Source organism: Roseicyclus mahoneyensis (assembly GCF_003148775.1).
GTDB classification, from domain to species: Bacteria; Pseudomonadota; Alphaproteobacteria; order Rhodobacterales; family Rhodobacteraceae; genus Roseicyclus; species Roseicyclus mahoneyensis.
This window is the reverse complement of the sequence record NZ_QGGW01000005.1, coordinates 54,662-80,968: the sequence shown is the minus strand read 5'-3', so window position 1 is coordinate 80,968 and position 26,307 is coordinate 54,662. Positions and strand designations below refer to the sequence as shown.

30 protein-coding genes are annotated in these 26,307 nt (G+C 65.5%); 17 read left to right on the top strand and 13 right to left on the bottom strand.

All coding sequences use genetic code 11. The annotated features are described in order from the left end of the window. Positions 1 to 591 (bottom strand): outer membrane protein, encoded by a 591-nt coding sequence (locus C7455_RS11455; RefSeq protein ID WP_109668355.1) that lies wholly within the window; start codon positions 589 to 591, stop codon positions 1 to 3. 331 nt (positions 592 to 922) lie between these two features. After that, positions 923 to 1,804 (bottom strand): oxygen-dependent coproporphyrinogen oxidase, encoded by an 882-nt coding sequence (gene hemF, locus C7455_RS11450; protein ID WP_109668354.1) that lies wholly within the window; start codon positions 1,802 to 1,804, stop codon positions 923 to 925. A 247-nt stretch (positions 1,805 to 2,051) separates the two neighbouring features. Here hemF and C7455_RS11445 point away from each other — a divergent pair, with 247 nt between their 5' ends. Then, a complete protein-coding gene (locus C7455_RS11445) occupies positions 2,052 to 3,638 on the top strand; it encodes a D-alanyl-D-alanine carboxypeptidase family protein (RefSeq protein ID WP_245904310.1) in 1,587 nt (528 codons plus the stop codon). A 3-nt stretch (positions 3,639 to 3,641) separates the two neighbouring features. Here C7455_RS11445 and C7455_RS11440 read toward each other — a convergent pair whose 3' ends face one another. Then, entirely contained in the window at positions 3,642 to 5,552 is a 1,911-nt protein-coding gene (locus C7455_RS11440) for a lytic transglycosylase domain-containing protein (RefSeq protein ID WP_245904309.1), read from the bottom strand. 179 nt (positions 5,553 to 5,731) lie between these two features. Here C7455_RS11440 and dapA point away from each other — a divergent pair, with 179 nt between their 5' ends. From dapA to C7455_RS19925, 12 genes are all read left to right on the top strand, one after another. Next, positions 5,732 to 6,601, top strand: a complete 870-nt coding sequence (gene dapA / locus C7455_RS11435; RefSeq protein ID WP_109668671.1) for a 4-hydroxy-tetrahydrodipicolinate synthase — start codon at positions 5,732 to 5,734, stop codon at positions 6,599 to 6,601. Continuing rightward, entirely contained in the window at positions 6,598 to 7,080 is a 483-nt protein-coding gene (locus tag C7455_RS11430) for an SAM-dependent methyltransferase (protein ID WP_109668349.1), read from the top strand. Before dapA ends, C7455_RS11430 begins: the two co-directional genes overlap by 4 nt. A 54-nt stretch (positions 7,081 to 7,134) precedes the next feature. After that, positions 7,135 to 7,608, top strand: a complete 474-nt coding sequence (gene smpB, locus C7455_RS11425) for an SsrA-binding protein SmpB (RefSeq protein WP_109668347.1) — start codon at positions 7,135 to 7,137, stop codon at positions 7,606 to 7,608. A gap of 93 nt (positions 7,609 to 7,701) precedes the next feature. Further along, entirely contained in the window at positions 7,702 to 8,553 is an 852-nt protein-coding gene (gene sseA / locus C7455_RS11420; protein ID WP_109668346.1) for a 3-mercaptopyruvate sulfurtransferase, read from the top strand. Further along, on the top strand, positions 8,550 to 9,116 hold the full coding sequence (locus C7455_RS11415; RefSeq protein ID WP_109668344.1) for a GNAT family N-acetyltransferase: 567 nt from the start codon (positions 8,550 to 8,552) through the stop codon (positions 9,114 to 9,116). Before sseA ends, C7455_RS11415 begins: the two co-directional genes overlap by 4 nt. Positions 9,117 to 9,128: 12 nt before the next feature. Next, complete coding sequence (locus tag C7455_RS11410) at positions 9,129 to 10,304, top strand: amino acid aminotransferase (RefSeq protein ID WP_109668342.1); 1,176 nt, start codon at positions 9,129 to 9,131, stop codon at positions 10,302 to 10,304. 78 nt (positions 10,305 to 10,382) lie between these two features. Then, complete coding sequence (locus C7455_RS11405; protein ID WP_109668340.1) at positions 10,383 to 11,006, top strand: queuosine precursor transporter; 624 nt, start codon at positions 10,383 to 10,385, stop codon at positions 11,004 to 11,006. Between the two features lie 290 nt (positions 11,007 to 11,296). Further along, positions 11,297 to 11,719: an alternative ribosome rescue aminoacyl-tRNA hydrolase ArfB gene (gene arfB / locus C7455_RS11400; protein ID WP_109668339.1), complete on the top strand. Its 423-nt coding sequence runs from the start codon at positions 11,297 to 11,299 to the stop codon at positions 11,717 to 11,719. Positions 11,720 to 11,769: 50 nt separating this feature from the next. Beyond that, on the top strand, positions 11,770 to 12,030 hold the full coding sequence (locus C7455_RS11395) for a type II toxin-antitoxin system ParD family antitoxin (RefSeq protein ID WP_109668337.1): 261 nt from the start codon (positions 11,770 to 11,772) through the stop codon (positions 12,028 to 12,030). Next, on the top strand, positions 12,027 to 12,314 hold the full coding sequence (locus C7455_RS11390; protein ID WP_109668335.1) for a type II toxin-antitoxin system RelE/ParE family toxin: 288 nt from the start codon (positions 12,027 to 12,029) through the stop codon (positions 12,312 to 12,314). Before C7455_RS11395 ends, C7455_RS11390 begins: the two co-directional genes overlap by 4 nt. A gap of 278 nt (positions 12,315 to 12,592) precedes the next feature. Further along, complete coding sequence (locus C7455_RS19930; RefSeq protein ID WP_146199992.1) at positions 12,593 to 12,979, top strand: hypothetical protein; 387 nt, start codon at positions 12,593 to 12,595, stop codon at positions 12,977 to 12,979. 4 nt (positions 12,980 to 12,983) lie between these two features. After that, a complete protein-coding gene (locus C7455_RS19925) occupies positions 12,984 to 13,601 on the top strand; it encodes a hypothetical protein (RefSeq protein WP_146199991.1) in 618 nt (205 codons plus the stop codon). A gap of 14 nt (positions 13,602 to 13,615) precedes the next feature. Here C7455_RS19925 and pncB read toward each other — a convergent pair whose 3' ends face one another. Continuing rightward, positions 13,616 to 14,905: a nicotinate phosphoribosyltransferase gene (pncB, locus tag C7455_RS11385; protein ID WP_109668669.1), complete on the bottom strand. Its 1,290-nt coding sequence runs from the start codon at positions 14,903 to 14,905 to the stop codon at positions 13,616 to 13,618. Positions 14,906 to 14,988: 83 nt separating this feature from the next. Further along, on the bottom strand, positions 14,989 to 16,008 hold the full coding sequence (epmA, locus tag C7455_RS11380; RefSeq protein WP_109668334.1) for an EF-P lysine aminoacylase EpmA: 1,020 nt from the start codon (positions 16,006 to 16,008) through the stop codon (positions 14,989 to 14,991). 87 nt (positions 16,009 to 16,095) lie between these two features. Here epmA and efp point away from each other — a divergent pair, with 87 nt between their 5' ends. The 3 genes from efp (at position 16,096) to C7455_RS11365 (ending at position 19,046) form a co-directional block, all read left to right on the top strand. After that, positions 16,096 to 16,662 (top strand): elongation factor P, encoded by a 567-nt coding sequence (gene efp / locus C7455_RS11375; RefSeq protein ID WP_109668332.1) that lies wholly within the window; start codon positions 16,096 to 16,098, stop codon positions 16,660 to 16,662. A gap of 11 nt (positions 16,663 to 16,673) precedes the next feature. Beyond that, entirely contained in the window at positions 16,674 to 17,801 is a 1,128-nt protein-coding gene (locus tag C7455_RS11370) for a THUMP domain-containing class I SAM-dependent RNA methyltransferase (RefSeq protein WP_109668330.1), read from the top strand. A 204-nt stretch (positions 17,802 to 18,005) separates the two neighbouring features. Beyond that, positions 18,006 to 19,046, top strand: a complete 1,041-nt coding sequence (locus tag C7455_RS11365) for a YeeE/YedE family protein (RefSeq protein WP_109668328.1) — start codon at positions 18,006 to 18,008, stop codon at positions 19,044 to 19,046. A 6-nt stretch (positions 19,047 to 19,052) separates the two neighbouring features. Here the strand turns inward: C7455_RS11365 and pncA are convergent, their stop codons facing one another. Further along, positions 19,053 to 19,658 (bottom strand): bifunctional nicotinamidase/pyrazinamidase, encoded by a 606-nt coding sequence (gene pncA, locus C7455_RS11360; protein WP_109668326.1) that lies wholly within the window; start codon positions 19,656 to 19,658, stop codon positions 19,053 to 19,055. Positions 19,659 to 19,733: 75 nt separating this feature from the next. On the opposite strand from pncA, the gene trhO reads away from it, so the two are divergent. Continuing rightward, positions 19,734 to 20,630, top strand: a complete 897-nt coding sequence (gene trhO, locus C7455_RS11355) for an oxygen-dependent tRNA uridine(34) hydroxylase TrhO (protein ID WP_109668324.1) — start codon at positions 19,734 to 19,736, stop codon at positions 20,628 to 20,630. Positions 20,631 to 21,337: 707 nt separating this feature from the next. On the opposite strand, the gene pheS is transcribed toward trhO, so the two are convergent. From pheS to pyk, 7 genes are all read right to left on the bottom strand, one after another. Beyond that, the gene (gene pheS, locus C7455_RS11345; protein WP_109668320.1) at positions 21,338 to 22,408 is read right to left on the bottom strand and encodes a phenylalanine--tRNA ligase subunit alpha; all 1,071 of its coding nucleotides are present in this window, start codon (positions 22,406 to 22,408) and stop codon (positions 21,338 to 21,340) included. 87 nt (positions 22,409 to 22,495) lie between these two features. Further along, positions 22,496 to 23,227, bottom strand: coding sequence for a class I SAM-dependent methyltransferase (locus C7455_RS11340; protein WP_109668667.1), 732 nt, complete (start codon positions 23,225 to 23,227; stop codon positions 22,496 to 22,498). 77 nt (positions 23,228 to 23,304) lie between these two features. Next, positions 23,305 to 23,664, bottom strand: coding sequence for a 50S ribosomal protein L20 (rplT, locus tag C7455_RS11335; protein ID WP_109668318.1), 360 nt, complete (start codon positions 23,662 to 23,664; stop codon positions 23,305 to 23,307). 12 nt (positions 23,665 to 23,676) lie between these two features. Beyond that, positions 23,677 to 23,877, bottom strand: coding sequence for a 50S ribosomal protein L35 (gene rpmI, locus C7455_RS11330; protein ID WP_109668316.1), 201 nt, complete (start codon positions 23,875 to 23,877; stop codon positions 23,677 to 23,679). A 129-nt stretch (positions 23,878 to 24,006) separates the two neighbouring features. Further along, positions 24,007 to 24,240, bottom strand: a complete 234-nt coding sequence (locus C7455_RS11325) for a hypothetical protein (RefSeq protein WP_146199990.1) — start codon at positions 24,238 to 24,240, stop codon at positions 24,007 to 24,009. A 50-nt stretch (positions 24,241 to 24,290) separates the two neighbouring features. Next, positions 24,291 to 24,821, bottom strand: coding sequence for a hypothetical protein (locus C7455_RS11320; protein ID WP_109668313.1), 531 nt, complete (start codon positions 24,819 to 24,821; stop codon positions 24,291 to 24,293). Next, entirely contained in the window at positions 24,818 to 26,266 is a 1,449-nt protein-coding gene (gene pyk, locus C7455_RS11315; protein WP_109668311.1) for a pyruvate kinase, read from the bottom strand. The genes C7455_RS11320 and pyk overlap by 4 nt, the downstream gene beginning before the upstream one ends. Positions 26,267 to 26,307: the final 41 nt, after the last annotated feature.

Sequence of the window (26,307 nt, the reverse complement as noted above, 5' to 3'; positions counted from 1 at the left end):
TCAGAAGCGGAAGTTGACCGACAGGGACGCGGTGGTCGCGTTGGCCTCGAGGCCGGGCAGGTCGAAGCTGTCGAACTCGTGATACAGCAGCTCGGCGCCAAAGGTCACGTTACTGGCCACGAAAACCTCGTAGCCCGCACCGGCGAACCAGCCGTTGCTGTCGCCCACCGCGGGGTTGGAGGTCCGGGCCTGCGCGAGGCCGGCGGTGCCGTAAACCCAGTTCTGGCCCAGATCGACACCGGCGCGCAGGCCAAGCCGCGTGACCGAATCAAGCGTAGTGACACCCCCGAGGTCGATGCCGGTGTTGTCATATTGCAGACCACCACCGAGGATGAAATTCCCGAAGTCGTAGTCGTAATAGGCGCGCAGACCATAGGTGTAGTCATTGCCGCCAAGCGACGGACCGCTGGTCGAGACATCGCCGTACCCGAGCTGGCCGCCAACCGAGAAGCCGGTCCAGTTCGCACTGGGCGCAACGGGCGCAGGCGCGATGGTGACGGGGGGCTGGGCTGGTTCAGCGAAGCCGCCGGCCAGTGCGGGTGCGGTCGAAAGAGCTGCAAGCCCGGCCGATAGGAGGAGAGCTTTTTTCATGGTCATATTTGTCCTGTATGTTTCGTTGCGTCCAACGCCCGACGGGCGCGGCCTGTCTTTAGGCTATGGTCGCGCGCCCCGCACACAAGCCTCCGGCCGGACACGAAAACGCGAGACGGCCGTCTGGGCGGGTTCTTGCTGACCTGCGGGCACGCGGGCGGCGATGTCCCGCTTGCCGCTCCGGACGACTGCGCTGCTTTGTCCGCGGGGACAGGCACCGGCCCTGCGGCTGGGAAACCGTGATCCGGGACGCGGCAAGCGGTCGCGCCAATGACGGGGGGCCCGTGATGCCAGAGAAGGCCTTAGGCCACTGGCGTCCTTGACGCGCCCCTCAGGTCCATTTGGCGATGGGCGGCAGGCTCATGAGGACTGCATTGGCATCGTGGCCGGTCTCCAGCCCGAATTTGGTGCCGCGGTCATAGACAAGATTGTATTCCGCGTAGAGCCCGCGATGAACCAGCTGCGCCTCGCGATCGGCCTCGGTCCAGGCGCTGTGGCGGCGGCGTTCGACGCAAGGTACAAAAGCCGGGAGGAAGGCGCGGCCAACATCTTGGGTAAAGGCGAAATCGGCCTCCCAGTCGCCGGTGTTGAGGTCATCGTAGAAGATCCCGCCGACGCCGCGCGCACGATGGCGGTGCGGCACGTAGAAATATTCGTCGGCCCATGCCTTGAAGCGCGGGTAGGCGTCGGCGCTGTGACGCTCGCAATGGTTGCGCAGCACGTCGTGGAAATGCGCTGTGTCCTCGGCATATTCGATGGCGGGGTTCAGATCGGATCCGCCGCCGAACCACGATGCGACCGGCGTCCAGAACATGCGCGTGTTCATGTGGACGGCGGGGGCATGAGGGTTTTGCATGTGGGCCACCAGCGAGATGCCTGAGGCCCAGAAGGTCGGATCATCCTTGAGGCCAGACATGTCCTTGCGCGCCGACATGGCCGCCACCGCGCGTTCGCCCAACTGGCCATAGACGGTGGAGACGTTGACGCCCACCTTCTCGAACACGCGGCCGCCACGCATGACGCTCATCAATCCGCCGCCCGCGTCCGATCCGTCATCGGAGTGGCGTTTGGTCTCGGTCACCTCGAAGCGGCCGGGGGGCTGGTCGCCGCCCTGCGCATCCTCCAGCGCCTCGAAGGCGGCGACGATGTCGTCGCGCAGGCTGCGGAACCAGGCGGAAGCTCGGGTCTTGCGGTCGTCGAAATTGTCCTTCACGGGGCGCGGTCCTTGTCTTGTCTCGAGGCTGTTCTAGCAAAGGTTGAATGGCTGCGCTACGCGCCCTTTTGCGCACCCCATATGATGTGGCACCGATAGGCATTGCCGCAAGATCCACCGTCACCCGCCATCGCGCAGGGGTGCGACGATTTTCGAGCGAACTCCCATGGATTTTCATTCTGAAATGTCATAGTCTTCTGACAACCGCCGCACGAGACGGCACCCTGAGGCAGAGCGAGCAGGCTCAGTGCAACATCGACCGAGTTTCCCGGCCCTTATCGGGCTGGTCCTTCTGTTTTGCGTGGCCTTGGCCGCAGCGCCCCTCCGGGCGGCACCCTACGCTGCCATGGTGATGGATGCGCGCACAGGCGAGGTGCTGCACGCCCGCAACGCGGATACGCGCCTGCACCCCGCCTCGCTGACCAAGATGATGACGATTTATGTCGCGTTCGAGGCGATCCGGCTGGGTGAGATCACGCTGGACACCGAGGTGCGCATCTCGTCGCATGCCGCCAATGAGCCCCCGTCGCGGCTGGGGCTGCGGGCCGGGTCCACGATCCGCTTTCGCTACCTGATCCGCGCGGCGGCAATCCGGTCGGGCAATGATGCGGCAACCGCCATCGCAGAAGCGGTTTCGGGCTCGGAAGAGGCCTTTGCCCGGCGGATGAACCGGACCGCGCGCGCCTTGGGAATGGACCGCACCACCTTTCGAAACGCGCATGGGCTGACAGAAGAGGGGCACCTGTCGACCGCGCATGACATGACGATCATGGGGCGGCGGCTCTTCTACGATTACCCGCAATATTACAACATCTTCTCGCGCCGCGAAGAGGATGCCGGGATCGCGCGGGTGCGCAACACCAACCGCGCCGTTCTGGATGCCTATCGCGGGGCCGACGGCATAAAGACGGGCTACACGCGGGCGGCGGGCTTCAACCTTGTCGCCTCGGCCGAACGCGGCGACGTGCGGGTGATCGCCACCGTCTTTGGCGGGCAATCGGCCGCGTGGCGCAACCAGCGGATCATGGAACTGATGGACCTTGGCTTTGCCCAGGCCCCGGCACGGGCAGCGGTCAGACGCCCTGCGCTGCCTGTCTACACGCCCGGCGACGACGACGCACCGGCCGGGCGCGAGACCCGACCCTCCGGGCTGGTGAGCCGGTCGCTCAGACCCCTGCCCCGCCCCGGTGCGGCCCCGACACTTGTGGCCAGCGCGCCCGCGCCGGAACTCTTGGCCGCCATCGAACAGGCGGTGGGCGAGGCCCTGACACCCGAGCCTGCGCCCCCGCCACCCACCGCACCCCAGGTGGCTTCGGCTGTCGAGCCTGCGCTGGCCTCTGTCGCCCCCGCGCCGAGGCCCGAGATTCCGGCCCAGCCCGAAGCTGCCGTACGGCCCGAAGCCATCCCCGAGGCACCGGCACCCGAGGTGTCTGTCGCGACCAGCGATGTTGCACCCGCACCACGGCCCGAACCCGTCGCCCCCGCCGAGGTGCAGGTGGCGCTGGCCGTGCCGCCCCGACCCGCCGATCCACCGCCGCGCGACCCGGTCGCCCCCGCCGAACCCGAGGTCGTCACCCGCGCCTCATCGAGCGGAGAGCGGCTGTTCGGCGTCTCGTTGGGCGGCCAGCCTTCGCACCATGCCGCCGAACGGCTGCTGCTGCGCACGGCGTTGAGCGAGGTCACGACCTTCGAAAATTCGCTCCGCCGCGTGGTGCAGCGCAACGGTGCCTACGAGGCGCGGTTCCAAGGCCTTACGGAAGATCAGGCCCAACGCGCCTGCGCGCGTCTGTCGGCGCGCAACATCGCCTGCGAGACCTTCGGGCCCAGTTCCTGAAGATCAGCGCGACAGGCGTTCGGCAAAGCCGGTGGCAGGCAAGGTGCCGGTCAACTGTGCCTGGTAGATCGCAAGGCTTTCGGTCACGCGCATAATGTAATTGCGGGTTTCCGTGAAAGGGATCGCCTCGATCCAGAACAGCACATCCTCGGCCTGACGCGGATCGCCAAAGCGCTCGATCCATTCGGCGGCGCGACGCGGCCCGGCATTGTAGGCCGCCGAGACAAGCACCGGGTTGCCGTTGTAGCGGTCAAGCAGACCGGCAAGGAAGGTCGCCCCGATCACCGCATTATGGGCCGGATCGTCGAGGAGCCTTTCTTGCGAATAGGCCAGACCAAGATCGCGCGCGGTGTCACGCGCGGTGCCCGGCATGACCTGCATCAGGCCAAGCGCGCCAGCCGGGCTGATGACGGACGGATTGAATTCCGATTCGCGCCGCGCGATGGCCAGTACGAAGGCCGCAGGCGCGGGCAGCCCCGCCTCCGCCAGTGCCGGCACAACCGGGTAGTAGGGGCGCATGATCTCATGCCCGCCCTGCGCTGCGCGTTTGCCGATCAGAACCGCCAGATAGGCATCGCCGAGACTGAGGGCGAAATCACCCAGCATGCCGGCATCGTTGCGCGACAGGCTTTCGGTCAGATGGGTCAGGAACCGCGCGGCCATGCCGGTTTCGCCCGCCTCATAGAGCAACAGGCCCGCGTGAAACACCTCAGAGCGGGTGAAGCCCGCCTGCCGCCAATCGCCGTAATCCTCATCACCCAAGAATGTGGGATCGACCGGCAGACCGCCCCGGTCAGCGGCAAGCTGGCCGTAAAAGCTGGACTGGTTCCGCGCGCCCAAGGCATAGGCCTCGGCGGCGGCGGCGGCATTGCCGGCAGCTTCATGGGCGCGGCCCAGCCAATAGCCCGCGCGACCGACAGAGATGGGCGAGACGACCGCGCCCCGGAACGCCTCGAAATGGGTGATCGCGGTGGCGTGCCGGCCAAGCCTGTAAGCGCAATAGCCCGCTATCCATTCCAGTTCCGCGAAATCCGTCGCGGCGCTGACGGGATCGAGGTGATGGTTCGCGGCATAGTCGTAACAGCTGGACAAGTCGCCATCGCGCATGACGTCCCGCGCCAGATCGGCGCGCCGCCCTGCCCATGCCGCGGGGCGCCCGAGCGTGCGGGCGGAAGCGGAGCGTTCGGCCATCAGGTCACCGGCCGTGTCCCAGAATCCGGACCGTATGCGCCAGAGAAATCGCTCGTAGGCCAGCCCCGGATGGCTTGCAAGATCGGCGGGGACGGCGGCGATCAGGGTGTCGACGCCGGGCTCGCGGGCGCGCAACGCCAGTCGCGCGGCGGCCAGCCTTTGCCAGCCCTCAGGCACCAGCGGGAACATGGCGCGCGCCCGCGCTTCGGCCCCTTCCCACAGCAGATGGTCAAGCCGGTCGATGTGGTGGCTGCCGGTGTTGAGCACATCGCCGAAGGCCGTGCGCAAACGCCCTGCATCCTCGCCGGTCATGGTGAGCGTGGTCCAGCCACGGATCGCCTCGGCCTCGGCGGCAGCGCGGTTGCCGCTGGCCTCATAGGCTCGGGCCAGCGCCAGCGCGCCCGAGCCGGTGGTGGGGGGCTGGTCTGCGAAATAGGCAATGACGCGTGCGGGATCGGCACCCGAGGGGATCGACGGTTCACCTTGCGCGCGCATGTAGGCCAAGCCCGGCCAATCGGGATTACGATCTAGGAAATCGATGTATTCCTGCCAGTCGGCCCCGCCGCGACGCAGTCTTGTCCAGCTCAGGATATCGAGCGCCACCGGGTCACGGATCGGCCCCGCAGCCTGTGCCGCAAGCCCCAGATCGCCGCGCGACAGTGCAGCAAGTGCCAGTCCCAGCGCCTCGGTCTCGGCACGAGCCGACAGGGGGGCAAAAACCATGAGAACACAAAACAAGATCCGCCGCATCGCCCACACCTTTTGTCACTTTCCATAAGGATAAGGTGCATCCGCCCCAGCGCAACACACGAACTTGGCAATCCGGCGCGCCATCGCTAGTGTCCGCGCGAATTTGCCGAGGGCCGGAGGCTGTCGGCCCAATCAAGAAAAGGATGCGTGTCATGTTCCAAGGCTCGATGCCTGCGCTGGTCACGCCGTTCAAGGACGGCGCAGTGGATTTCGACGCGCTGAAAAAACTGGTCGAATGGCAGATCACCGAAGGCTCGACCGGGCTGGTGCCCGTCGGCACGACCGGCGAAAGCCCGACGCTGACGCATGCCGAACACGAGCAAGTGATCGAGGCCGTGGTGCAGACAGCCGCGGGCCGGGTGCCTGTCATCGCAGGCGCGGGGTCCAACAACACGGTGGAGGCGATCCGATTCGTCGAACATGCCAAGGCCGTCGGCGCCGATGCAGCGCTGGTGGTCACGCCCTACTACAACAAGCCGACGCAAAAGGGTCTGATCGCGCATTTCTCGGCGCTGAACGAGATCGGGTTGCCGATCATCATCTACAACATTCCGCCCCGGTCGGTCGTCGACATGCTGCCCGCGACGATGGGGCAACTGGCCAAGCTGTCCAATATCGTCGGCGTCAAGGATGCGACCGGCGACCTCAGCCGCGTGCCCAAGCAGCGGATGACATGCGGAACGGATTTCATCCAGCTTTCGGGCGAGGATGCGACGGCGGTGGGCTTCAACGCGCAAGGCGGCGTCGGCTGCATCAGCGTGACCGCCAATGTCGCGCCTCGACTGTGTGCCGAGATGCAGGCGGCGACGCTGGCGGGCGATTACCGCGCGGCGCTGGACTATCAGGACAAGCTGATGCCGCTGCACGAGGCAATCTTTGCCGAACCGGGTGTGGCGGGCGCGAAATACGGTCTGTCGGTGCTGGATCGGTGTGCGCAGGACGTGCGTCTGCCGCTGACAGGGCTGTCGGATGCGACCAAGGCCCAGATCGAGGCCGCGATGCGCCACGCGGGCCTTTTGTGAGGCGCGCGGGCGAGATCGCCCTGCCCTTCGACCCCGCCACACGCAGCGCGGCGGGGATCACTTTCATCGGCCGCATCCGGTCGCCATGGGCCAAGGGCACCGCCCCAAAGAACCTGCGCGCGGCGCGCGAGACCGGGCAAGGCGCGCGGGTGGAACTGGACCCGGCCTACGCGCCTGCCCTGACCGGGCTGGAGGTCGGGCAGGCGATCCAGTTGCTTTACTGGGTCGACCGGGGCGAGCGCGATCTGCTGGTGCAGAACCCCGCCCATGGCCGGGGCCTGCGCGGCACCTTCGCGCTGCGCAGCCCGGTGCGGCCCAATCCGATCGCACTGGGAACTGTGGTGATCACCACGCTCGACATCGCGTCGGGCGTGATCGGCATAGACGCGACGGATGCATGGGACGGGACACCGGTGCTAGACATCAAGCCGTGGCTCGACACGGTCGATGTGCCACCGGGCTGGCGGCCGGTCGATTGACGTGATGCGCCGCCGGGCTGGCGGCGGAGCGCGTGAACCCTTATATCGGCCCGCATGGCCAAGGACAGTGACAACAAGAACTACAAGGTGATCGCCGAGAACCGGCGTGCGCGCTTCGATTATGCGATCGAGGATGACATCGAGGTCGGCATCATGTTGCAAGGCTCCGAGGTGAAAAGCCTGCGGGTCAACAGTGCCAACATCGCCGAAAGTTACGCGGCTGTCGAAAGCGGCGAGCTGTGGCTGGTCAACAGCTATATCGCGCCTTATGCGCAGGCCAAGACTTGGGGTCACGAGGAACGGCGGCGGCGCAAGTTGCTGGCAAGCAAGCGCGAACTCTCGCGGATGTGGAGCGCGACCCAGCGCGAGGGCATGACGCTGGTGCCGATCGTGATGTACTTCAATCACAAGGGCTTGGTGAAGCTCAAGATCGGCATCGCCAAGGGCAAGAAGCTGGCCGACAAGCGCGAGACCAGCGCCAAGCGCGACTGGGACCGGCAAAAGGCGCGGCTGCTCAAGCAGAACTGAGCGCGCTCGCCCGAGGCTGTGACTTGCACGGCAGGCCCTCTCGGCGTAGGCCTTGTGTCCGGAACGACACCCTTTGCGCCCGGAGGCCCTGCCATGGCTGATGACGACCCCAAGACGCTTGTGTCGACCGACTGGCTCGAGGCGCATCTGCACGATCCCGACCTGCGCATTCTCGATGCAACCTATTTCCTGCCAGGTGTCGACCGTGACCCGAAGGCGGAGTATGCCGCGAGCCACATTCCCGGCGCCCGCTATTTTGACATCAATGACGTGGCCGACGCTCGCAGCGCCCTGCCCCACATGGCCGCCCCGGTCGAGAAGTTCATCAGCCGGATGCGCGCGCTTGGCGTGGGCGACGGACATCAGGTGGTGGTCTACGATTCCATGGGCCTGTTTTCGGCCGCGCGCGTGTGGTGGAATTTCCGCCTGATGGGAAAGACCGATATCGCCGTTCTGGATGGTGGTTTGCCCAAGTGGAAGGCCGAAGGCCGCCCGCTCGAGGACATGCCGCCGATCCTGCGCGACCGCCACATCACCGTGCAGCGGCAGGCGCATCTGGTGAAGGACGTCACGCAGGTGGCCGCCGCGTCAAAGCTGGGAGATTGGCAGATCGTCGATGCCCGCTCGCCCGGTCGGTTCCGTGGCGAAGAGCCCGAGCCGCGCGCCGGCATGCGGGCGGGGCATATTCCGGGGTCAAAGAACGTGCATTACGCCAGCCTCCTGAACGCCGACGGCACCATGAAGCGCGGCGATGCCCTGCGCGCGGTGTTCGACGCGGCCGGTGTCGATCTGGGCAAGCGCACGATCGCCACCTGCGGGTCGGGCGTGACGGCGGCCATCGTGATGCTGGCCATGACGCGGCTGGGGGCCAGCGATGTGTCGCTTTATGACGGGTCGTGGTCCGAGTGGGGCCAGTTCGAGCAGTTGCAGGTCGCCACCGGATGACCCTGATCCCTGCGGGGACGGAGGTTCCCTTTTCCGTCACCTATCTGGAGATGACGGCGCGGCCCGACTGGCCGATGCCCGAGTTGCCCGATCACATTCGGCTAGAACGCGCGGTTGATGCGCCGGTCTGGTATTTCCTGTCGCTCTATGACGCCGTCGGCCGCGATTACGAATGGCAAGACCGCTTCGATCAGGCCGAGGATGACCCGGAAGCGTTGCAGGCCTTTGTCCGCGACCCCGATGTGGTGATCTGGACCGCGATGGGCCATGGCTGGCCGCACGGGTTCTTCATGCTGGACTGGCGGCAGGCAGGGGTCTGCGATCTGGCCTATTTCGGGCTGGTGCCGCAAGCTGTCGGGCAGGGCTGGGGCAGGGCGCTGCTGCAAACGGCGATCCTGACCGGATGGGCGCGAGAGGGGGTAGACCGCATGACGGTCAACACCTGCACGCTCGACCATCCCCGCGCGCTGACGCTTTACCAAAAACTGGGTTTTGTGCCGATCGGCCGCGAGGAACGGCAGCGCGTTTTGGTACATGACCACGACCCGTCGCGCTTTCCCTGAAAGATACGCCGCATGTTCGAGACCGTCACCCCGCCCGAGCCCGACAAGATCATCCGCCTGATGGGCATGTTCGCCGCTGATCCCCGGCCAGACAAGGTGGATCTGGGCGTCGGCGTCTATCGTTCGCCCGACGGGCGCACGCCGGTGATGGCAGCGGTCAAGGCGGCCGAGCGCGGTATCTGGGAGCGGCAGGAGACCAAGGGCTATGTCAGCCTGTCGGGCGATCCGGGATATCTCGATGCGATGCGGCGGCTGATCCTGGGCGACGCGGTGCCCGCCGCCCGCGTTGCGGCCTGCGGCACACCGGGCGGCACGGGGGCGGTGCGGCAGGTGCTTGAGACGGTGCGGCGGCTGCGGCCGGAGGCAACGGTCTGGATCAGCGACCCGACATGGCCCAACCACCCCGCGATCATCGACCATCTGGGTCAGGCGCGGCGGACCTACCGTTACTACGACCCGGAGACCGGCGGCCTTGACCGCGACGGAATGCTGGCCGATCTGGCGGAGGCAAAAGCCGGCGACCTGATCTTGCTGCACGGCTGCTGCCACAACCCGACTGGGGCCGATCTGACGCGGGCCGATTGGCAGGCGGTCGCCGACCTTTGCGCGCGGACAGGCGCCATTCCCTTCGTCGACACGGCCTATCAGGGCTTTGGCGACGGCATTGAGGCGGACGCGGCGGGTGTCCGGCTGCTGGCGGCGACCCTGCCCGAAGTCCTCATCGCGGCGAGCTGTTCCAAGAATTTCGGGCTCTACCGCGAGCGTGTCGGCGCTGTGCTGATCATGACCGACGCCAAGGCCGCCGCCGATGGCGTGCTGGCGGGCATGAACCGGCAGAACTACGCTTTTCCGCCCGACCACGGCGCGCGGGTGGTCCAAGATATCTTGTCGGATGCGGGGCTTGAAGCGCAGTGGCGCGCGGAACTCGACGAGATGCGCACGGTGATGCAGGGCAACCGGGCGGCGCTTGCCGCGGCGCTGCGCGAGGCGACGGGGTCGGACCGGTTCGGGTATCTCGGCGCGCATCGGGGGATGTTCTCGCTGATCGGGGCGCGCCCGGAACAGGTTGATATCCTGCGGGAAACCCACGGTATCTATCTGGTGGGCGACGGGCGGATGAATGTGGCGGGGTTGACGCCGGGTGTGATCCCACGCGTGGCGCGCGCCTTGGCCGAGGTGCTTGCGTAGACCCGATTGTGGGTGTATCGCGCAGGCCTGCCCCGTTGGGGCCAAGTCTCCGACCACCTTGTCAAAACGGAATACAGCATGAATACCAAATACTTGCCGGGTATCCTGGCGATGGCGGGCGTTGTTGTCGCCTCCAACATCTTGGTCCAGTTCCTGTTCGGCCAATGGCTGACGTGGGGGGCGTTCACCTACCCGCTGGCCTTTCTCGTCACCGATATCATGAACCGGGTCTATGGCGTTGCGGCCGCGCGACGCGTTGTTTTCATTGGCTTTCTGGTCGGCATCGGGTGCTCGCTCATCGGCACGCAGATCGTGGGAGAGTATGGCCCGCTGGTGACGTTGCGCATCGCGGTGGGATCGGGGATCGCGTTTTTGACGGCGCAGTTGCTGGATGTGGCGATTTTTGATCGGTTGCGGCAAGGCTCTTGGTGGCAAGCCCCTGTTTTATCTAGCGTAATTGGCTCCTCTGTCGATACGGCGCTGTTCTTTACCATCGCGTTTTCGGGAACCTTGGCTTGGATCGAGCCGGTTAACGATGTGTCCTGGGCGGGGGAGATGTTGCCGCTTCTGGGCCTTGGCCCCGTGGCCCCGCTTTGGGTGTCGCTGGCGGTTGCGGATTGGGGGGTGAAGCTGGCCATCGCGCTGGTCGCGCTGATCCCGTTCCGGATCGTCACGCGAAAATTGATGGCACAGGTTGCGTAATTTCTTTTGACAACCGCAAAATCTGTGGCACCTTGTGGATAACAGCAACCAAGCAGGAAGGAGGTGATCCAGTGTCTAGAAGGGTATTGGAGAACGGTGTCGGGACAGCTTGGGAGGTGCGGACCTGAGGCAATCCTCGGGGATTTCGCCCCACGCAAGGTGGTTAACGTCCTAACCGGACCGCCTCCTGATCTTTCGAAAGGGCCGCCTTCGGGTGGCCCTTTTTCGTTGGCCGAATAGGCCGCACAACGCGTACACAGGGCGTACACACCCCGTACACCGCCAGTCACATGCCCCTGACCATCACCGACCAGATCACGCTTGCCGATTGGGAGCTGACGGAGCAGTTCGTCCGCTCCTCCGGCCCCGGCGGGCAGAATGTGAACAAGGTGTCGACGGCGGTCGAGTTGCGGTTCGAGGCGGAACGGTCCCCCAACCTGCCGGGCCCGGTCAAGGGGCGCTTGCGGCGGCTGGCCGGGCGGCGCTGGACCAAGGAGGGCGCGGTGGTGATCTTTGTCGAAGAGACGCGCAGCCAGCCCCGCAACCGCGAGATCGCGCGGGAACGGCTGGCGGAACTGGTCCGCGCGGCGCTGGTCGTGCCCAAGGCCCGCCGGGCGACGCGCCCGACCAAGGGGTCGGTGGAACGGCGGATCAAGGAGAAGAAGGTGCGCGGCGTGGTGAAGAGCCTGCGGGGGTCCCCCGACCCGGATTGACAGGGACCGCGCGCATACCAATTATTGGTACATCACGGCGGAGGCATGTCATGGCGCGCAACACATCGGTATCCCTTGGGGATCATTTCAGCGGCTTCATCGACGAGATGGTGCGCGAAGGGCGCTACGGCTCGGCCAGCGAGGTGATCCGGGCCGGGCTGCGCCTGCTGGAAGAGGAAGAGGCGAAGCTGGCGCGGCTCAAGGAATTGATCGCGGAGGGGGAGGCGAGCGGACCGGCCTATCCGATTGATTGGGAGGAACGGCGGGCCAAACGACTCGCCGAATACCATGCCCGGAACGCCGCCGAGTGAAGGATGTCGTCTACCGGCCGGAAGCCGACGCGGACCTTGACGGCATCTGGGCCTACACGTTGGAGCAATGGGGCCTTCAACAGGCGCTCAAGTATGACGCCGACCTGACGCGACGCATCGAGGGGCTTGCCACCGGCGCGACGGCGTCCCGCCGCGCGGAGGAGGTCGGGCCGGGGCTGCGGCGGGCGCTGGTGGGCAGCCATGTGGTGTTTTTCCGGGAAGATGCGGCGGCGGTGACGGTGGTGCGGGTGTTGCACCAGCGGATGGATGTGGGGCGGGGGTAGGGTGGGGGAAGCCACCGTGTGCGCGGGTGGTTGGCGGGGATGGTGGGTTGCAGCCTCTCTACGGTGCCGGGCTGAAGCCCGGCCTACGGGATGGGATGTAGGGTGGGCATTTTGCCCACCATGGTGGGGTGGAACCCCACCCTACGGTTGCTACGGGGCGCGGTGTAGGGTGTGGGTTTTGTGCGGCGTAGCAGAGTGGAAGCCCACTCTAAGCTTGCTTGTAGGCAGATCGAAATGCAAAGTAGCACGTAATGCTTCGAGACGGGTGCATTTTTTGTATGGTTGATCAAATGATAGCCAATCGAAACCTTGATGCTTTCTCAACCCATGCAAAACAAAGACTAGACCATCATGCTGAGGAATTCATAGCTGACATAATCTCGGAGGCTGAAAGAATTGAAGCCGCCCAGAATTCAAGAAATAACAATGCGGAAATTACCGCAACAATAGTTGACGATGCCGCAATTATCGTCCGAAAGACCCTCAGGCCAGCAAAACGAACAAAATGGGCGCAATTTCGAAGGATCGCCGCATCGATTCTGCCGCTTCTTTTGGGGGTGTTTTTTGAGGTTTCCAAATTATCTGATCCCTCTTATGCTATACTGATGACTATTTTTGGCGCAGCAACGCTTGTTTTTGTTACCGTGACAATTCTGTGGGAATAATGTGATGGAAAGCAAAGATAGAGATCGCATCGAAGCACGCGCCGATCAGATCTTGGGGATGGAGGCGCAAGTTTCTGTTAGCCTAGTCCGGCGGCGGCTCTTGAGACTCGTCATGCAAGCGTACGCTGGGCTCGGGCTGATGGCTTTTTCAGGCGCGATTATATTCTTATTTTTTGAATTGGACTGGTCTCGTGAAGAGCGCATAGCTCTTCTCGTTGGAATTGGCGGACTTACGCTTTCCGTTGCATCGTTCTTTGTGAGCTGGCTCTATTCACAAAGAGAACTCTCGAAAGCAGAAGAAGCGCAACGGGTATCACATCGATTAATGTCTAGGTTGGTATACCTAGAGATGATTGAGGAATGGTCGAGATTTGAGGCTACAGCAAGATCAAAACTGGCTGACGATCAACGACCAAACCGGCGGTACTCCATTTCAGAGATTATAAGGTCCTTAAGGGAATCAGACAAAATAAAGCCCATAGACACTGAGGTTCTCAATTACTGTCTTCAAGTTAGGAATTCCATTGCTCATGGAAATCTCAGCGCTGTTGACGCTTGGGAAACAAGTTATCTATTGAGGCGCCTGAGAGGGATAAACGACTTGTTATCAAAGGTAGATTAGTTGGTGAAAAGGCCCTAAACCACCACCTCCACCCGTTCCTGCTCCCCCACCCCAAACACCCGCTTGTAGCGGGCGATCTCCGCCTCCGGCCCCATCGCCTTCTCGGGGTTGTCGGAGAGCTTGACCGTGGGCCGACCGTTCGCCGCCACAGCCTTGCAGACGAGCGAGAAGGGCGCAAGCGCGTCGCCCTCCACCAGACCGCGGAAATCATTGGTCAAAAGCGTGCCCCAGCCAAAGGACACGCGGACGCGGCCTGAAAAGCGGTGGTGCAGCGCCACGATCTTGTCGACGTCGAGGCCGTCGGAAAAGATCAGGAGTTTCTCGCGCGGGTCCTCTCCCCGCTCCTGCCACCAGCGGATGGCGGTCTCGGCCCCGGCCTCGGGGTCACCGCTGTCGATGCGCATGCCGGTCCAGCCCGCCAGCCAGTCGGGGGCGCGGGACAGGAAACCGGCCGTGCCATAGGTGTCGGGCAAGATGATGCGCAGGTTGCCGTCATGTTCCTCGTGCCAGTCCGACAGCACGTCATAGGGGGCGCGGGCGAGGGTATCGTCGCTGTCGGCAAGGGCCGCGTAGACCATGGGCAGTTCGTGGGCGTTGGTGCCGATGGCTTCGAGGTCGCGGTTCTTGGCGATCAGGCAGTTGGAGGTGCCGGGGAAGGCGGAGCCGAGGCCCTCGCTCATCGCTTGGACGGCCCAATCCTGCCAGAGAAAGGAATGGCGGCGGCGGGTGCCGAAATCGGCGATCCTGAGGCCGTCGAGCGGTTGCAGGCGTTCGATCTTTTCCCAGAGCTTGGTCATGGCGCGGGCGTAGAGCACCTGAAGCTCGAAGCGGCCCATGTGGCGCAGGACGGCGCGGCCGCGCAGTTCCATGAGGACGGCGAGGGCGGGGATTTCCCACAGCATGACCTCGGGCCATTTGCCTTCGAAGGTCAGTTCGTATTGGTCGCCGATGCGGTCGAGGTGGTAGGGCGGGAGTTGCAGGTTCTCGAACCAGTCCATGAAATCGGGGCGGAACATCTGGCGCTTGCCGTAGAAGGTGTTGCCGCGCATCCAGGTGGACTCGCCGCGGCGGAGGCGGAGGGTGCGGATGTGGTCGAGTTGTTCGCGGAGTTCCCCCTCGTCGATCAGACTGGCGAGCGGGATACGCGTGGTGCGGTTGATGAGGGAAAAGGTGACGGTGGTGTCTGGCTTGTTGCGGAACACCGACTGGCACATCAGCAGCTTGTAGAAATCGGTGTCGATCAGCGAGCGGACGATCGGGTCGATCTTCCACTTGTGGTTATGGACGCGGGTGGCGATGTCCACCATCAGCAAACCTCCGGTTTGACGTCGACCATGTGCGGCTCCTCTTCGTAGGGGCAGGTTAGAGCAAGGGGGCGGGCGGTTGTCTAGGCAGGCGGTGTCCATTGTACGTCGCACAGGCGGGGGGCGCCTGTGGCCAGCATGACGAGGCGGTCGAGGCCAAGCGCGCAACCGCAGGCGGGGGGCATGTGCTGGAGGGCTGCCAGCAGGTCTTCGTCGAGCGGGTAGCGGGTGCCGTAGATCGTCTGTTTCAGGTCCATGTCGGCGGTGAAGCGGGCGCGCTGTTCGCGCGCGTCGGTGAGTTCGCCGAAGGCATTGGCAAGCTCCACCCCGCAGGCGAAAAGCTCGAAGCGTTCAGCGGTGCGGGGGTCGGCCGGATTGCGACGGGCGAGTGCGGCCTCGGGCGCGGGATAAGCGTCGAGGATGACGGGGCCGGGGCCAAGGGCGGGCTCGATCCGGGCGGTCAGCACGCGGGAGAAGAGGTCGGACCAGCTGTCGTCCGCGCCGGGGGCGACGCCGGCGTTCGGCAATTGCGCAGCAAGGGCGGCGGTGTCGGGTTTGGGGCTGTTCAGCGTTGACAGGAGGTCGATGCCGTGGCGGGCGAACTCGGCTGCAAGCGTGGTGCGGTGCGGCGCGGCGAAGGGGTCGCAGGTGGTTTCTCGGTGGCGGAATTCGGTGACGCAAGCGGCGGTGGCGGCCACCTGCATCAGGGCGGCGCAATCGTCCATCAGCACCTCGTAAGGGGCATGGGCGCGATACCATTCCAGCATGGTGAATTCGACGGCATGGCGCGGGCCCCCTTCGCGGTTGCGCCAGACGCGGGAGAGGGTGAAGATCTTGTCCTCGCCCGCCGCGAGCAGTTTCTTCATCGCGAACTCGGGCGAGGTGTGCAGGTAGCGGGTGCGCGGCGTCAGGCCGTCATCCATCGCCACGGTCTCGAAGGCGTGCAGATGCGTCTCGTTGCCCGGCGATATGACCAGATAGGCCGGATCGACCTCGGTGAAGCCCTGATCCTCGAACCAGCGGCGGATGGCCGTGACGATCTTGTTTCGGGCCAGCAGCACCGGGCGGCGGTCAGCGTGGCTATCGCGGTTCCACCATGTCATGGCTGGCCCTTTCGCGGCGGATGCGGTAACGGCTGCCTCTAACGCGGGGGCGGCAGGCCCTCAAGCGACGTCTTACCGGAGGCACTCATGAAAGTCATCGCGTCCCAGCTTCGCAAGGGCAATGTCGTCGACATGGACGGCGTTCTCTACGTCATCCTCAAGGCTGAGAATTTCCACCCCGGCAAAGGCACGCCCGTGACCCAGGTGGACATGCGCCGGATCGACAACGGAACCAAGGTCAGCGAACGCTGGAAAACCACCGAAGGCGTGATGCGCGCCCATGTGGAGGACAGCGTTTTCAACTTCCTCTATGCAGATGGCGAAGGCTACCATTTCATGGAGCCGCAAAGCTACGAGCAGATCACCGTCACCGAAGATGTGGTCGGCGACAGCAAGGTCTGGCTGCAAGACGGCATGTCGGTGCATCTGTCAGTGCATAATGGCGTGGCCATCGCCATCGAGCTGCCACAGAAGGTGACGGTCGAGATCATGGAGACGGAGCCGGTGGTCAAGGGGCAGACGGCATCGTCCTCCTACAAGCCGGCGATGGCCGACAATGGCGTGCGCGTGATGGTGCCGCCGCATATCGGCGTGGGCACCCGCGTGGTGGTGAACACCGAGGATTCCACCTACGTCGAGCGGGCCAAGGACTGAGGGCTTTTCCCATGGCCGATGATGCGCCCGGCCCGGTGACGGAGCCGGGCGTCGTGTTTCTGGTCGCCGTGCCGGGGCTGGAGGCGCCACTGGCCGATGAGGCCACGCGGACGGGGTTTTTGGGCGTGCGTCAGGTGCCGGGCGGTGTCGAGGTGATGGGCGGGTTGGCCGAGGCCGTGCGCGCCAATCGCGTCCTGCGCTGTGCGGTGCGGGTGCTGTGGCGGGTCGCAGAATTCCGGGCGATGCATCTGGCGCAGCTCGACAAACGGGCGCGCAAGGTGGGCTGGGGCGAATGGCTGCGCGCCGATGTGCCGGTGAGGGTCGAGGCGAGTTGCCACCGCTCGAAGATCTACCATGACAAGGCGGCCGTCCAGCGCATCGCGGGGGCGATCACGGCGGCAGGCATCCCCGTGGCGGCGGATGGTGCCGTGGTGGTGAAGGCGCGGATCGAGGATGACCTGTGCACCGTGTCGCTGGATACGAGCGGCGAGCCGTTGCACCGGCGCGGGCACAAGACCTTTGTCGGCAAGGCGCCTTTGCGCGAGACGATGGCGGCGGGGTTCTTGTGGCAGATGGGGTTCGACGGGACGCAAGCCGTGGTCGATCCGATGTGCGGGTCGGGCACGATTGTGCTGGAGGCGGCCGAGATGGCCATGGGTCTTGTGCCGGGGCGGTCGCGGGAATTTGCCTTTGCGCAGATGGTGGGGGGCGGGAGCGAGGGGCCCTGCCCCTCGCGCTCCCCGGCATATTTGGGGAAAGATGAAGGGGCGCGGTTTTTCGGGTTTGACCGCGACGACGGGGCGATCCGGGGCGCGCGCGGCAATGCCGGGCGGGCGGGGGTGGACGCGCTGTGCCGGTTCGAGCGGCAGGCGGTCAGTGATCTGATGCCGCCCGAGGGGCTGGCGCCGGGGATCGTCTTGACGAACCCGCCCTATGGCGCGCGGATCGGCGAGCGGAAGCTGCTCTTTGCCGTCTACGGCGCTCTGGGCGCGACGCTGCGGGCGCGGTTTGCGGGCTGGGCGGTCGGGATCATCACCAGTGACAGGGGGCTTGCGCAGGCGACCGGGCTGCGGTTGGAGGCGGTGGGGCCGGTCGATCATTCCGGCACCAAGGTCTGGCTCTGGCGCGGGACGGTTTGATCAGGCCTGCAAAATAGGGACCAGCGGCGTCGTATTGGAACATGATCGCCGGTACTGGTTGGAAAATCATCGGTGGTTGAAACACATGTTCCTTTTCATAGCCAAAACCCACCTGATTGTTCCCGGTAACGCGCTTGAACCCGCCTGCATGGGGGGCTAGCTCCGCGCGATGGCCGATGCCCGGCCGGGACAGGAGACCCCGCGATGTTCGAAACCCTTGGCCTCGAGATGACACCCCGCACCGCGTCCTTGTGGTTCGGCCTTGCGTTGGGTCTGGCCTTTGGCGCGCTGGCGATGTTGACCCGGTTCTGTCTGCGTCGGGCACTGATCGGGCCGGAGACCGAGCGGGCGGAAGCGCGCGGCGTCTGGGCCATGGCCTTGCTGGTGGCGGTGATCGGGACGCAGGGTGCGGTGGCGATGGGGTTTGTCTCTTTCGAGGCGCACAGATTTCAGGCGACCGCGGTGCCGGTGCTAGGCGTCGTGCTGGGCGGGTTGATGTTCGGCTTGGGCACGGTTCTGGCGCGAGGCTGCCTGTCGCGGCTGACGGTGCTGTCGGCCAGCGGCAATCTGCGGGCGCTGGTGGCTATTTTGGTCGCGGCGATGGCCGCCCATGCGACGCTGCAAGGCGCGCTGGCGCCTGTGCGGATGGCGCTGGGGTCGGTGACGGTGCCCTTGGGCGGGGACCTGCCCGGTGCAGGCTGGCTGTGGGCGGCAGTGATCGGGGCACTGGCGGCGCTGGTCGTGCTGCGAGCGCGGGGTTCCGTATGGCTGCTGGCAGGGGGCGCGCTGATCGGGGCGTTGGTGCCGCTGGCATGGGTTGGCACGGGCTTCGTGCTGTACGACGAATTCGACGCCATACCGCTTGAAGGACTGGCCTTCACGGGCCCATGGGCCGAGGCGCTGTTTTGGGGGGTTGCCGCGCAGGTCACCACGCCGGGCTTTGGGGCGGGGCTGGTGGGCGGCGTTCTGGCGGGTGCGCTGGTCGCGGCGCTGGTCTCGCGGCGGTTCCGGTGGGAGAGTTTCGAGAGCGCGGGACAGATGGGGCGCAGCCTTGGTGGCGCGGCGCTGATGGGCGTGGGCGGCGTGCTGGCGGGCGGGTGCACCCTGGGTGCGGGGCTCGCCGGGCTGCCGACGCTGGGGATTTCGGCCTTGATCGCCTTTGGCGCGATCGTGGTGGGGATCGTGGCGGCGGATGCGCTGCTGAACCGGGCCGGGGCGGACCGGGGCGTCGTTCCTGCCGAATGAGCGGCGTCAAGCGAGCCTGACGCCTGCTTGCGCCATGCCGTCTTGGGCGGCGGCCAGTGATCCGTCGAAGTCGATGGCGCGGCACAGGTCTTGGCGCACCGTTACCGCAAAGCCCAGCCTTACGGCGTCGACGGCGGAGTAGGTCACGCAAAAATCGGTGGCGAGGCCTGTCAGCGTCAGAGCGGTGATGCCGCGCGTGCGCAGATAGCCGTCGAGGCCGGTCGGCGTGGTTTTGTCATTCTCGAAAAAGGCGGAGTAGCTGTCGATGGGGCGGCGGAACCCCTTGCGCAGGATCAGGTCGGCGCGATCCGTCCTGAGCGCGGGGTGAAAGGCTGCCCCCGCAGTCCCTTGCACGCAATGGTCGGGCCAGAGCACCTGCGGGCCGTAGGGCATCTGGGTCAGGTCCATCGGGGCCTTTCCGGGATGCTGGCTGGCGAAGGACAGGTGATCCGACGGGTGCCAGTCCTGCGTCAGGATGACGGCGGCGAAATCATCCATCAGCGCGTTAATGCCGGGGATGATGCTGTCGCCCTCGGGCACGGCCAGCGCGCCGCCGGGGCAGAAATCGTTTTGCACGTCGATGACGAGAAGGGCGTGGGTGGCGTCGGGCATGGGGGCCTCCGGTCTTGGGTGGTGCGACCAGCCTACGCCTTGAGGCGGGGGGCGCAACGGCGTATCTGGCCGCGCATGATGATCGTGGCGGCGCTTTACAAATTCACCGACTTCCCCGACCCCGCGTGCTTGCGCGGCGCGCTGCTGGCGCTGTGCGAGGCCGAGGGCGTGCGCGGCACGCTGTTGCTGGCGCGCGAGGGGATCAACGGGACCATCGCGGGGACGCGGGCGGGGGTGGATGCGGTGCTGGCGCATATCCGCGCCCTGCCCGACTGCGCCGATCTGGAGTGGAAGGAAAGCCCTGCCGACGCGATGCCCTTTGGCCGCATGAAGGTGCGGATCAAGCGCGAGATCGTGACCATGGGCGTGCCGGGGACGGACCCGCTGAGCCTTGTGGGCAGCTATGTCGCGCCTGCAGATTGGAACGCGCTGATTTCCGCGCCCGATGTGGCGGTGATCGACACGCGCAACGACTACGAGGTCGCCATCGGCACGTTTCAGGGCGCGGTGGACCCCGGGACGGAGAGTTTCCGCGATTTCCCGGCGTGGTGGGAGGCCAACCGCGAGCGGTTCCACAACAAGCGGATCGCGATGTTCTGCACCGGCGGCATCCGTTGCGAGAAATCCACGGCCTTCCTCAAGGCGCAAGGGGTGGAGGAGGTCTATCACCTCAAGGGCGGCATCTTGAAATATCTGGAGGAAGTGCCGGAGGAGGGCAGCCTGTGGCAGGGCGGCTGTTTCGTCTTTGACGAGCGGGTGGCCGTGGGGCACGGGCTGCGCACGCTGGAGCATGAGCTGTGCCGGGCCTGTCGGCGGCCGATTTTGCCGGAGGATCGCGCGCGGCCCGAGTTCGAGGAGGGCGTGCGGTGCCACCTGTGTGTGGACGAGTATTCTGAGGTGGACAGGGAGCGGTTCCGGGAGCGGCAGCGGCAGATCGGTCTGGCGCGGGCGCGGGGGGAGTTGCGGGGGTGAGGTTGGGGGGGGTGGTGTCGGTGGGGGCATTGGTGCGCCTGAAGGCACACCCTACCGAAACCACGCCGTAGGGTGCGCCCCTCACGGCGCACCATCCCGCCATCCACCCATGCCAAGCCGGGCGAGCGCCTGCCCGCGGGATGGCGCTGCACCGATGGGGGTCTGCGGTTTATGGCGTCAGGTCAGGGCGACCCCGGATCGCCGCGCCGACGTCACCACAGCGCCAGCCCGGGGGGCGGGCAGGCGCTCGCCCGGCGCCTTCGGCGCTATTCGGGCGGGGCGGGGATGTATGGTTGCTTTCCTTCCCACCATGCGGCGGGCCGAGAGGGGGAAACCCGTCGTGCTTGCTTACTCGAAAAAAGTATCCAAGCTTGAAAGGCTGACGAAAATGCGGCCCGCCCTTATCTCGATCGTCCCTTCGCCCGCTACTCGACAGACATTGCCCTCAGACAAGACAGTGTCGTAGCGACACCGCTCCTCGACCTGTGATCGGAGTTCCCGACCTGCATCCATTAGGACCGGGAATGCCTCGCCTTGGTAGAATAAGAGATACTCGTCCTCTCGAAACCCATAGGCAAGATCGCCAGAAAACCGAACAGGTGATTGGTCGACATCCCTAAGGAATTGCCCAAGTGGCAAGCTCTCTTGGGCTGCCGCAACTACTCCAAACCCCGACAAAGCAAAGGCAAGTGAATAGACTCGCATCCTCAAACCCCGCTATGCACCGCCGGCACCTGCAACGCCCCGAACCCATAGTGCCTGAGCCACCGCAGATCCGACTCGAAGAACGCCCGCAAATCCGGGATCCCGTATTTCAGCATCGCGATCCGGTCGATGCCCATGCCAAAGGCAAAGCCTTGCCACTCTGACGGGTCCACCCCCGCCGCCTGCAAGACCTTGGGGTGCACCATACCCGAGCCCAGAACCTCCAGCCAATCGTCGCCTTCGCCGACCTTCACCGTGCCGCCCTCGAAGGAACACTGGATATCGACCTCGGCCGAGGGTTCGGTGAAGGGGAAATGGGACGCGCGGAAGCGGGTCTTGACCGAGGTGCCGAAATAGGCGGTGAAAAACGCCTCCAGCACCCATTTCAGGTTCGCCATGGAGATATCGCGGTCGATCGCCAGCCCCTCGACCTGATGGAACATGGGCGTATGGGTCTGGTCGTAATCGGCACGGTAAACGCGGCCCGGCGCGATGATGCGGACGGGGGCGCCATGCGCCTCCATGTAGCGGATCTGGACGGGCGAGGTGTGGGTGCGCAGCACATGCGGCGGGCGGTCGTCGCCGGGGGCGCGGTGGGTGTAGAACGTATCCATCTCGGCGCGCGCGGGGTGGTGGCCGGGGATGTTCAGCGCGTCGAAATTATACCAATCGGTTTCGATCTGCGGGCCTTCGGCGACGGAAAAGCCCATGTCGGCGAAGATGGCGGTGACCTCCTCCGTCACCTGGGACACGGGGTGGATGGTGCCCTCACGGCGGTGGCGCGCGGGCAGCGTCACGTCGAGCCATTCGGCGCGCAGACGCTCATCCAGCGCGGCATCGCCAAGGGCGGCTTTTTTGGCGGCGATGGCGGTCGTCACCTCGTCCTTGAGGGCGTTCAGGGCGGGGCCTGCGACCTGCCGTTCCTCGGCCGACATGCCACCAAGCTCACGCATTTTCAGGCTGATCTCGCCCTTCTTGCCAAGGGCTGCGACGCGCAGGTCCTCAAGCGCTGCCTCATCCGTGGCCGCCCCGATGCGCCCCAGCCAATCCGATTTCAGCTGATCGAAGTTCATGATCCGCGCCCCTTTTCGCCCGCCAATTCCGCGCCCTGACCTATCACCAAGGGCCACGATTGCAAGGCTGCCCAAAGTCCGGGGCGGCTACGTCCCGTCCTTGCCCGCAAAGGCCGATTTGCGGCCCCGGATTTCCAGCGCGCGGCGCGAGAGGCGCACCTGCCCGTTCTGGGCGTAGACGGTGGTGGGCGGCTCGGTCTTGGTGCGTTTTTCGGCCACCACGATGCTGTCATAGGTGCGGACCGAATGCAGTTCGCGGGCGATGGGGTCGAAGGGAAAGAGATCGTCCTGATCGGTGTACCAACTGTGCATGCGGTCGATCAGGCGCTTGGAATATTCGATGAAGCTTGCCTCGTTGCGGTAGCCGCCGCCGAAGCCGGGCCAGTAGGAGGTGTGGCAATCCTCGACCATGTAAAGCCCGCCCTCGGCCAGATGGGGCCAGAGGTTTTCGAAACTGGCGATCTGGTGGGCGCAGACATGGGAGCCGTCATCGAGGATGACGTCGAAGGGGCCGTGTTGTGCGGCAAGCTCGGCCAGAAAGGCCGGGTCGGCCTGATTGCCGATGGCGACGGTCGTGCCCGGTTCGGCCAAGGCGGCGCAGGCGGGGTCGATGTCGATGAAGGTCAGGCGGGAGCCCGGCGCGAAGAACGCCTTCCACATCGGGATGGAGCCGCCCTTGAAGACGCCGATTTCAAGGAAGGAGACGGGGCGCGCCCGGAACCGGGTGAGTTCGCGCGTGTAGGTGTCGAAATACTGCGTCCATTTGGTCAGCAGCCGGTCATCGGTGGTCTTGAGATAGTCGGTAAAGAAATTCGTCACGCGCACGCCTCATGAACAAAGAACCCCCCGCCGGACCATCGCCCGGCGGGGGTTTCATTTCAACCGTTGCGCACCCGTCAGAGAGCGGCGCGCGCCTGCGCGACGATGGCGCCGAAGGCCTCGGGCTCGTGGATGGCCAGATCGGCCAGAACCTTGCGGTCCACCTCGATGCCGGCCAGCGCCAGACCGTTGATGAAACGCGAATAGGTCAGCGTTTCGTCATAGGCGCGGACGGCGGCGTTGATCCGCTGGATCCACAGCGCGCGGAACTGCCGCTTGCGGACCTTGCGGTCGCGGGTGGCGTATTGGTTTGCCTTGTCGACGGCCTGGGTCGCAGTGCGGAAATTGCGCGAGCGCGAGCCATAATAGCCTTTGGCCGCGTCAAGAACCTTCTTGTGGCGGCGATGGGTGACTGTGCCACCTTTGGTGCGGGACATGTTTCGGCCTCCTCAGCGGTCGTAGGGCATGTAGGACTTGACGATCTTGGCATCGGGCGCCGACAGAGTCGTCGTCCCGCGGGCCGAGCGGATGAACTTGGTCGTCCGCTTGATCATCCCGTGCCGTTTGCCGGCCTGTCCCGCCACCACCTTGCCGGTGGCCGTGACCTTGAAGCGCTTTTTCGCGCTCGACTTCGTCTTCATCTTCGGCATTTTCGTCTCCTGTCTTCTAGAGATCGTTCAGGCGCGACTCGGCATGCCGTATCTGGCCGGCCGCACCGTTGGAGCGCGTCGCTTACAGCCATTGCCGCAGCCTGTCCAGAGGGGCTTGCGCCCCCGCGATCAGTTCAGAACCATGGCCGCCACATGGATGAAGGCATCGGGGATCGCACGCGGGGTCAGCCCGCCCTCGACCAGCCCCAGATGGACCCAAGCCAGCAGACCAAGCCCGATTGCGAGAGAGGCCAGAGCCAAGACGGGCAAGCGCCCGTCGACCCAGGCGGCCACGCTGGAGGAGAACGAAAGGATCGTCACCAGTGCTGCGATCACGATCAAGATGTCGGGGTCGAGTGTCATGGCCGGACTATGCGGCACACCCTGCGCCCGCGCCAGCCCCACCGCGCGGCTCACATCATCGGGGCGGCTTGGGTGATGACCCGCAGGTGATCGCCGGGCGACGAGCCCGCCCAGTCGACCCACAGACGCCGCGGATCATCCGCGTCGATCCACGCACGGTCGCCCGGTTCAAGCCCCCGCATCTCGTGACCCAGCCAAAGCGTGGGCACCCCGGACAGCGGATCGGTGGCGGCAAGCGTCGCGGGCGTGGTCGCCACGCCGAGGATCGGCGCGTCGAACAAGACCCAGCCGCGCTGCCGCCCGCCGGTGCCGTCGAAGACCACGGAATGAAGCGCCACAACAGTTCCGGTGGAGATGGGCGCGCCGATGTCGAGGCGCAGCGCAACGGACAGGACAACGCCTTGCGCCTCGTCGAAAGCGATCAGGTCGGGGCTGTCGAAGATATCCTCACCAACCGCCAGCGGCGGCTCGTCCAGCAACACGAACCGCCCTGCCCCGTCCTGCGCCACGATCTGCCCGTCCAGCACCCGCGCACCTGCAGGGCAGGCCAGCAGGGCGGACAGGGCAAGTGCCCGGATCACTCCGGGTCGCTGGCGTAGATCAGGCGCTCGGCGCAAGGGGCGACGCGCAGGATGTTGGTCGATCCCTGCACGTTGAAGGGCACACCGGCGGTGACGATGATCTGGTCTTCTTCGGTGGCGTAGCCGCCCTCACGCGCCGCGCGCGCGGCCGAGACCACGGCGCCCTTGAACCGGTCGATTTCGCCGGTGATGTAACACTGGCAGCCCCATGTCAGGACCATCCGGCGGGCGACGTCGATCAGGGGGGTCAGCGCAAGGATGGGCACCCGCGGGCGTTCGCGGGCCACCAGTGCGGCGGTGGTGCCCGATTGGGTGAAGCAGCAGATCGCCTTGATATCGACGGTCTCGGCGATTTCACGGGCGGCGGCGACGATGGCATCGGCAGTGGTGGAGCGCTTGATGGTGCGCGAGGCCACCATGATCTCGCGGAAATTGGGGTCGTTCTCGACCTCGAAGGCGACATTGCTCATCGTCTGCACGGCCTCGACGGGGTAGCTGCCCGCCGCCGATTCCGCCGACAGCATCACCGCATCCGCACCTTCGTAAAGGGCGGTCGCCACGTCCGACACCTCGGCCCGCGTCGGCATCGGGCTTTCGATCATCGACTCGAGCATCTGGGTGGCGACGATCACCGGCTTGGCGGCCGAGCGGCATTTGCGCACCAGACGCTTCTGGATCGGCGGCACGTTCTGCACCGGCAGTTCCACCCCCAGATCGCCGCGCGCGACCATGATCCCGTCGGACACGGCAAGGATTTCGTCGAAGGCCTTGACGGCGGCGGGCTTCTCGATCTTGGACATGATGGCGGCGCGACCATTGGCCAGCGCGCGCGCCTCGAGCACGTCGGCGGCACGTTGCACGAAACTGAGCGCAAGCCAGTCGACGCCAAGCGCGCAGACAAACTCCAGATCAGCCAGATCCTTTTCCGACAGCGCGGCCAGCGGCAACACCACATCGGGCACGTTCACGCCCTTGCGGTTGGACACCGGGCCACCGGCGATCACGGTGCATTCGGCGAAATCCGGGCCGCACGCATCGACACGCAGGCGCACCTTGCCGTCATTGACCAAAAGGCGCGCGCCCGGTTCCAGCGCCGCGAAAATCTCGGGATGGGGGAGGTTGACGCGCCGCGCGGTGCCCGGCGTCGCGTCCAGATCGAAGCGGAAGGAGGCGCCGTTCTTGAGGATATGCCCCTCGTCATCCGCGAAGACCCCGCAGCGCAGTTTCGGCCCCTGCAGGTCGGCAAGGATGGCGATGGGGCGGCCCACATCGCGTTCCACCTTGCGGATCGCGGCATGGCGGGCGCGAATCTCCTCATGGCTGCCGTGCGACATGTTCAGGCGGAAGACATCCGCGCCCGCCTGATACAGCTTGCGGATCATGTGCTCCCCGTCCGAGGCGGGGCCCAAGGTTGCCACGATCTTGACGTTGCGGTCGCGTTTCATCGGTCGTTTCCTCGTATTCTGCCGTCGTGGCCCGCGCCGGT

Bases quoted from the DNA above. Each gene is read 5' to 3' on its own strand.
- C7455_RS11455 (WP_109668355.1), bottom strand. From the start codon at position 591: ATGAAAAAAGCTCTCCTCCTATCGGCCGGGCTTGCAGCTCTTTCGACC.
- C7455_RS11440 (WP_245904309.1), bottom strand. From the start codon at position 5,552: ATGGTTTTTGCCCCCCTGTCGGCTCGTGCCGAGACCGAGGCGCTGGGA.
- dapA (WP_109668671.1), top strand. From the start codon at position 5,732: ATGTTCCAAGGCTCGATGCCTGCGCTGGTCACGCCGTTCAAGGACGGC.
- smpB (WP_109668347.1), top strand. From the start codon at position 7,135: ATGGCCAAGGACAGTGACAACAAGAACTACAAGGTGATCGCCGAGAAC.
- sseA (WP_109668346.1), top strand. From the start codon at position 7,702: ATGGCTGATGACGACCCCAAGACGCTTGTGTCGACCGACTGGCTCGAG.
- C7455_RS11415 (WP_109668344.1), top strand. From the start codon at position 8,550: ATGACCCTGATCCCTGCGGGGACGGAGGTTCCCTTTTCCGTCACCTAT.
- C7455_RS11410 (WP_109668342.1), top strand. From the start codon at position 9,129: ATGTTCGAGACCGTCACCCCGCCCGAGCCCGACAAGATCATCCGCCTG.
- C7455_RS11405 (WP_109668340.1), top strand. From the start codon at position 10,383: ATGAATACCAAATACTTGCCGGGTATCCTGGCGATGGCGGGCGTTGTT.
- arfB (WP_109668339.1), top strand. From the start codon at position 11,297: ATGCCCCTGACCATCACCGACCAGATCACGCTTGCCGATTGGGAGCTG.
- C7455_RS11395 (WP_109668337.1), top strand. From the start codon at position 11,770: ATGGCGCGCAACACATCGGTATCCCTTGGGGATCATTTCAGCGGCTTC.
- C7455_RS19930 (WP_146199992.1), top strand. From the start codon at position 12,593: ATGGTTGATCAAATGATAGCCAATCGAAACCTTGATGCTTTCTCAACC.
- C7455_RS19925 (WP_146199991.1), top strand. From the start codon at position 12,984: ATGGAAAGCAAAGATAGAGATCGCATCGAAGCACGCGCCGATCAGATC.
- epmA (WP_109668334.1), bottom strand. From the start codon at position 16,008: ATGACATGGTGGAACCGCGATAGCCACGCTGACCGCCGCCCGGTGCTG.
- efp (WP_109668332.1), top strand. From the start codon at position 16,096: ATGAAAGTCATCGCGTCCCAGCTTCGCAAGGGCAATGTCGTCGACATG.
- C7455_RS11370 (WP_109668330.1), top strand. From the start codon at position 16,674: ATGGCCGATGATGCGCCCGGCCCGGTGACGGAGCCGGGCGTCGTGTTT.
- C7455_RS11365 (WP_109668328.1), top strand. From the start codon at position 18,006: ATGTTCGAAACCCTTGGCCTCGAGATGACACCCCGCACCGCGTCCTTG.
- pncA (WP_109668326.1), bottom strand. From the start codon at position 19,658: ATGCCCGACGCCACCCACGCCCTTCTCGTCATCGACGTGCAAAACGAT.
- trhO (WP_109668324.1), top strand. From the start codon at position 19,734: ATGATGATCGTGGCGGCGCTTTACAAATTCACCGACTTCCCCGACCCC.
- pheS (WP_109668320.1), bottom strand. From the start codon at position 22,408: ATGAACTTCGATCAGCTGAAATCGGATTGGCTGGGGCGCATCGGGGCG.
- rplT (WP_109668318.1), bottom strand. From the start codon at position 23,664: ATGTCCCGCACCAAAGGTGGCACAGTCACCCATCGCCGCCACAAGAAG.
- rpmI (WP_109668316.1), bottom strand. From the start codon at position 23,877: ATGCCGAAGATGAAGACGAAGTCGAGCGCGAAAAAGCGCTTCAAGGTC.
- C7455_RS11325 (WP_146199990.1), bottom strand. From the start codon at position 24,240: ATGACACTCGACCCCGACATCTTGATCGTGATCGCAGCACTGGTGACG.
- pyk (WP_109668311.1), bottom strand. From the start codon at position 26,266: ATGAAACGCGACCGCAACGTCAAGATCGTGGCAACCTTGGGCCCCGCC.